The organism is Mycobacterium sp. 1465703.0, from assembly GCF_001672975.1.
In the GTDB taxonomy this organism is placed as follows: domain Bacteria; phylum Actinomycetota; class Actinomycetes; order Mycobacteriales; family Mycobacteriaceae; genus Mycobacterium.
This window is the reverse complement of the sequence record NZ_LZKU01000105.1, coordinates 1-5,469: the sequence shown is the minus strand read 5'-3', so window position 1 is coordinate 5,469 and position 5,469 is coordinate 1. Positions and strand designations below refer to the sequence as shown.

Below are 5,469 nucleotides of genomic sequence, written 5' to 3'. Positions count from 1 at the left end.
GGGAGGTGGTCGCGGGTGTTGACGATTTCTCGGCTCTCCCGCTGGAGCATCGCCTATTACGAGAAGACGGCCAATGAGGCCAAACAGGCCGCGATGGACCGGGTGTCGGCCGGTGGCGGGCTCGGGGAGTACTACACCGAAGGTGACACCCGAGTCCCGACGTGGGTGGTGGCCGGGGATGCGGTCAAGGTTGCTGAACTCACCGGTTTGAGTGGCGCGGCGCTGGCGAGCGGGTTTGCTGACGGTGAGGCCGCCACCACCTGGCTCGACGACGGGATAGCCCCCAACGGCGCCAGCGGACGTGCCTTCACCAAGGAGTCAGTGCACGGTTTCGATCTGACGTTCGCCGCGCCCAAGAGCGTGTCGCTGGTGCGGGCGTTGACCAGCGAGATCAACGACAAAGTGATCGCCGAAGCGCACTCGCGGGCAGTCAAAGCCGCCATGGACTACCTGCACCAACACGCCGGCTACACGCGGGTGCACAACCCGATCAGCGGCAAAAAAGACCTGCAACGGCTGCCCGGCTTGGTGGCGATCGCCTACCAGCACGAAACGTCACGGTGCGGGGACCCGCACCTGCACACCCACGTCATCGTGCCCAACCGGCAGGCCCGCGGCGACGGTGTGCTGGTGTCGATCGACTCCAAATCCCTGCACCACGAAGCCAAAGCGGCCGGGGTGATCTATCAGGCGGTGTTGCGCCACGAACTGCACGCTGAACGCGAATTTGAATGGCGCGAGGTCGATGAGCGCTCCGGGATGGCTGATATCGCCGGCGTCACCAAGACCTGCCTCAAAGCGTGGTCGCGGCGCTCGACGCGGCTGCGGGAATGGGCGCGCAACAACCTTGTCGTCGTCGACGGCGAACCCAACGCGCAACAGCTCGCGGCCGCGCAAAAAGCCACCCGCCCGGCCAAACCCGAATCCAAGCCGTGGGCCGAACTCAAAGAGGAATGGCGCGCCGATGGGCGCGGTCTGGAACTGGACCGCGCCGCGCATGCCGACGCGCGCGCTGCGCGGCGCGCCGCGCCGCGCACCCCGACCGACCGCGCACGACTCGCGCGCATGGTGGGCGCGATCGACAAGAGCGCGTTCACCCGCGCCGATCTGGTGGAGCTGGTGGGTGCGCTGGTGCCGGTGGATGCGCCCGGAGATCCGCGCACCGCCATCGAAAAGATCGTGGACACCGTCGCGGTGCGGGTCAGCGCGCCGCGCGAGGCGCACCACCGCGAAGGGCACGAGCTGTTCACCGTGGACGCGGTGATGGTCGAAGAGGAGCGCATCTTCGGCATGGTCGATGACCAGGATGCGCGCACGCGCCTGGATGTGCGCCCCGTCGACCTTGGTGACCTGTCGCCGGATCAAGCGCACGCCATCGCCAACATCGCGCACTCCCCCTATCTGGTGCAGCCGCTGCAGGCCCCGGCAGGTGCGGGTAAAACGCACTCGCTCAAAGCGCTGCGCGGCGCCGCGCACCGCGGCCACAAAGAAGTCCTGGTGCTTGCGCCCACCGGGAAAGCGGTCGACGAAGCGATGCGCGATGGCGCCGGGGACCGCGGCCTGACGGTGGCCCAAGCGCTCAAGCTCATCGAAGACGATCAGCTCGACATCGATCGGCGCACCGTGATCGTGGTCGACGAAGCGTCCATGTTGGGCGCCCCCGAGCTCAAGAAGCTGATGTCGTGCGCGGTGACCGGGCGCGCCAAGATGGTCCTGGTGGGCGACGCGTATCAGCTTTCGCCGGTCAAAGCGCGCGGCGGCATGTTCGAGAACCTGTGCGATGAGCTGCCCTGGTCGCAGCGTCTCGGTGAGGTGTGGCGCATGCGTGACCCGGCCGAGCGGGACATGTCGTTGGCGCTGCGCTCGGCGCACGGCAACCGGCTGCGCACCGCGGTGGGCTGGTACCGCAACCGCGGGCGCCTGCACACCGGGGACCCGATTGCGATGGCCGATGACGCCACCAACGCCTACCTTCAGGCGCGCGCCGAGGGTAAAGACGCCGCGATCATCTGTGACCGCTGGGAAATCGCCGACGCGATCAACCGCAAGCTGCACGGCGCGCTCACCGAGAAGGTCGCCAACACCGCTGACGCCGCCGACGACAAGGCCAGGTTCTTGTCCGACACCGTGCGGGTGGCCCGCGACCAGGATGTGCGTGCCGGCGACATCATCATCAGCCGCAACAACGACGCGAGCCTGACGGTGGAACCCGGCGGCGACCACCGCGCCGGTGAGCCCATCGACCAAGTCCGCAACGGCAACCGCTGGCGCGTCCTGGGGGTGGACGCCGCGCGTGCGCGCATCGCCGCCGAACGGCTCACCGACGGTGCCCGCACCATCTTCGACGGGGACTATCTGCGTGAACACATCACCTTGGGTTATGCCACCACCCTGCACGCCGCCCAAGGCATCACCGTGGGCAACTCCACCACCGCCGGGGCGTGCTTCACCGTGCTCAGCGATAAGGCCTCACGTGCCATGGCCTACGTCGGGATGACCCGCGGCAAAGACGAAAACCACGCCTTCATCTACCAGCCCATCACCGGGGAAGCCGACCACGAACACAGCCGCGTCGCCTCCGGTGCGGAGATCCACACGCTCCGGCGCGGCAACAAGTACGCGGCCGCGCACTTCTTCCGGATGATCCTGGCCAACGACGACCGGCCCCGCACCATGCACGCCGAAGCCGAACGCACCGACCGCGACCTGCTCCCCCCGGTGGTCGGGGCGTTGTTGGACCGCCACGACCAGCGCCGCCAAGACCGGCGCGCGGGCTGGCGTGAACACAGCGCCGCGGCCCGGCGCCGCGAAGCCGCCTACGAGCGGCTCCGCCAAGCCACCCAGCACAGCCGCCAGCGCGCGCAAGAACGCGACCGCGGCGAGGGACTGGAATTGTGACAGTGACCATGCAACCAAGGGGGGACCGGAAATGTGTGAGGATCCAGAACCAGAACCGTCGGCTGCGGCTGATCGGCTCGCACACGCGCTCACGCAGTGGCAATCCGCGCGGGAAGCGTTCGGGGCGCGGCACGAGACCACGCTGGCGGCCCTACTCGAGGTCGCCTCGGCGCGCTGGAACGCCGGGGACAGCCTCGGCGCAGTCCATGACGGCGCCGAGGTGGTGGCCGCACGGCAGGAAAAACTCGGCGACGAACACCCCTACACCCTCGCGGCGGCCGGGCTGGTCACCATATGGCGCTACCACCGCGGCGACGAGAACGCCGTCGAAGAACTGCGGCAACTCGTACCGGTGATGACGCGCGTGCTGGGCCCAGAACAGGCCGACACACTATGGGCCACCCACACGCTGGCCACCGCCGAGGACGCCGACGCTGACCCCGCCCAGCGACTGCTGCGTTGGGTGCAGTTGTGCGGCGCTGCGCTGAAACACGGGTGTTCGGTCCGCGTCACGAGCTCACACTGGCCGCGGCTTACGGGGTGGCCCTCGCGCGCCGCGCGCTCGGTGACCCCTTCGGCGCCAGCACCGATGCGTTGATCGTCGTCGGTTACCGGCGACGTCTGCTCGGCGAACAGCACCCGCACACCTTGGCCGCGCAACTGTCCCGGCTGGCCTGGCTGGGCGAGGCCGAAGGGGCCAACGCGCACACCCTCAAGGAGCTCGACGAACTCATCGTGGATCTACAAAACACCCTCGGGCACGACCACGAACACAGCCTGCTCGCCCGCTACAACCGCGCCCGATTCACCCCCGAGGACGCCGACGAGATCGAGCGGATCTCCGAATGGGAAGTCCTCACCGAGGACCTCGAACGTGTCCTAGGCCCAGAGCACCCGGTCACCATCGACGCTGACCAACGACGTACCGCCGCCCGGGCCGAATGGGAAGACAGCCTCAACGAAACCCGCAATATCGCTTTCGACCTCTACATCGACGCCGAAGCTGAAGACCGCGACATCGACCTCACACCCGGCCGCGAGTGGATGGATACCGGCAACCTCGATGACGACGCCGTGGGCAAGGTCGCCGAAGACGCCGACGAACAGCGCTCGGAGAGAGCCGATCTGATGCAACACGCGGTAGAAATCAAAAAAGCGCTGGCGCGCAGCGCGCGCGAAGTCGGCAACGACGCCCTTGAGACGCTGCAATGGAAGTACTACCTTGCGTGGTGGCTATGGCATGGCCACGAGTTCGATTCCGCCGCGGTGCGCACCCGCAAACTCATCGACGACTGCGTGCGGCTACTCGGCGACGATCATCCACTCACCGGCGCTGCCCGCGCCCTCGAATACCCCATCGCCAACCGGGAATGGGGCGGGTTTAGCCCGTTCTGGGACGGTGGAGCGCTGGTCTGAAACCGGCGGTGATCTGATCACCGCCGGTGGCGCCCAGCTGCGGACCGGTCGAGGTGATGTGGTCGCGCGCGGTGAATGCCGGTCTGGTCTGGGGTATGCGTACAAGGTTGGCTGACCAGTACACCGGGAGGAGAAGCACCCATGGTGAACGTCTACGTTGAACCGCGGCCGAAAGGCCGCGAAGGAGAGCCATCTCGCACTACGTCGTCGAAGACCACGCTGATAGTGAGCTCCACAGCGCCCCGACCCAGCAAGAAGCCATCGACTGGGCGAAAAAGCAGGGCCATTTCGCCCGGGTCCGTCACCTCAGTGACAAAAAGAAGCCCGATCAGTGGCGGGCCGTCTGACGACGGATTCGGCCTTCGTTGGCGCTTAGTGGATTTGGTTGGCGAGCTTGGTGACCAGTGCGGTGTTGAGGTAGCTGGTGGCCGCGGGCCCGCCGGTGTTGAGGGCGGTGATGGTCGCGGAGTCATCGATGATGACCAGGGTGCCGCCGAAACTGGTGTATTTGGCGGGCAAGCCGGCGTACCCGCCGCCGCCGGCGGCGGGGTCGGTGCGCAATAACAGCATCACGTCGCTGCGTTGGCCGATGTAATCGACGTCGTTGATGTTGAACGGGACTTGTGGTGGGCCGCCGGGGCTGCGTTTGTAGTGCGGGTTGTAGGTGAAGCCGATGCCCTCCAGATAGCTGCTCGGCGCTGAAGGGGTGGCTGCGGCGGTGGTGGTGGTGCCGGTGTAGTTGATCACCACGACCGATTTGCCGAGAAAGCTGCGATGCTCCGAGCGGATCGTGTTCTGCTCGGATTGCGCCTTATCAAGGAGCGGCTTGGCGGCGTCGGTGCGGCCCAGCGCGGTGGCGATCCAGTTCAGTTGTGTCGGCCACGTCCAGTCTTGAGTGGTGTCGGCGGGCTGGGTCAGGGTCGGTGCGATCGCGGCCAACGCGTTATAGGTGGGTTGGTCGATGGCGCCGGTGTCGATGATGAGGTCGGGTTTGGCCGCGGTGATAGCGGCAGCGTCGGCGGCAGCGAACACCGGTGGTGAGGAGTGGATGAGCGGTTGCAGCCAGCTCGGCGCCGTGGCGTTGGCCGCGTTCATCACGACGGGCTGAGCGCCGAGAGAGAGCACAGCATCGGGATCGCCGGGTCCCAGCGCGGC

General features: G+C 67.2%; 4 protein-coding genes. 3 read left to right on the top strand and 1 reads right to left on the bottom strand.

Going from position 1 to position 5,469, the window contains the following annotated elements; all coding sequences use genetic code 11:
* The first annotated feature begins 15 nt into the window (after positions 1–15).
* The 3 genes from mobF to A5625_RS30060 are packed head-to-tail and all read left to right on the top strand — an operon-like array spanning position 16 to position 4,314.
* Positions 16–2,898, top strand: coding sequence for a MobF family relaxase (gene mobF / locus A5625_RS09460; RefSeq protein ID WP_066992015.1), 2,883 nt, complete (start codon positions 16–18; stop codon positions 2,896–2,898).
* Positions 2,899–2,929: 31 nt separating this feature from the next.
* On the top strand, positions 2,930–3,496 hold the full coding sequence (locus A5625_RS30065; protein ID WP_232003563.1) for a hypothetical protein: 567 nt from the start codon (positions 2,930–2,932) through the stop codon (positions 3,494–3,496).
* Positions 3,439–4,314 carry a hypothetical protein gene (locus A5625_RS30060; protein ID WP_232003561.1) on the top strand — a complete coding sequence of 292 codons (876 nt, stop codon included), beginning with the start codon at positions 3,439–3,441 and terminating at the stop codon, positions 4,312–4,314. The genes A5625_RS30065 and A5625_RS30060 overlap by 58 nt, the downstream gene beginning before the upstream one ends.
* 372 nt (positions 4,315–4,686) lie before the next feature.
* On the opposite strand, the gene A5625_RS09450 is transcribed toward A5625_RS30060, so the two are convergent.
* On the bottom strand, positions 4,687–5,469 hold a 783-nt coding region (locus A5625_RS09450), incomplete at its 5' end, for an ABC transporter substrate-binding protein (protein WP_156748080.1).

Coding starts and splice junctions, on each gene's coding strand:
- A5625_RS30065 (WP_232003563.1), top strand. CDS start 2,930: ATGTGTGAGGATCCAGAACCAGAACCGTCGGCTGCGGCTGATCGGCTC.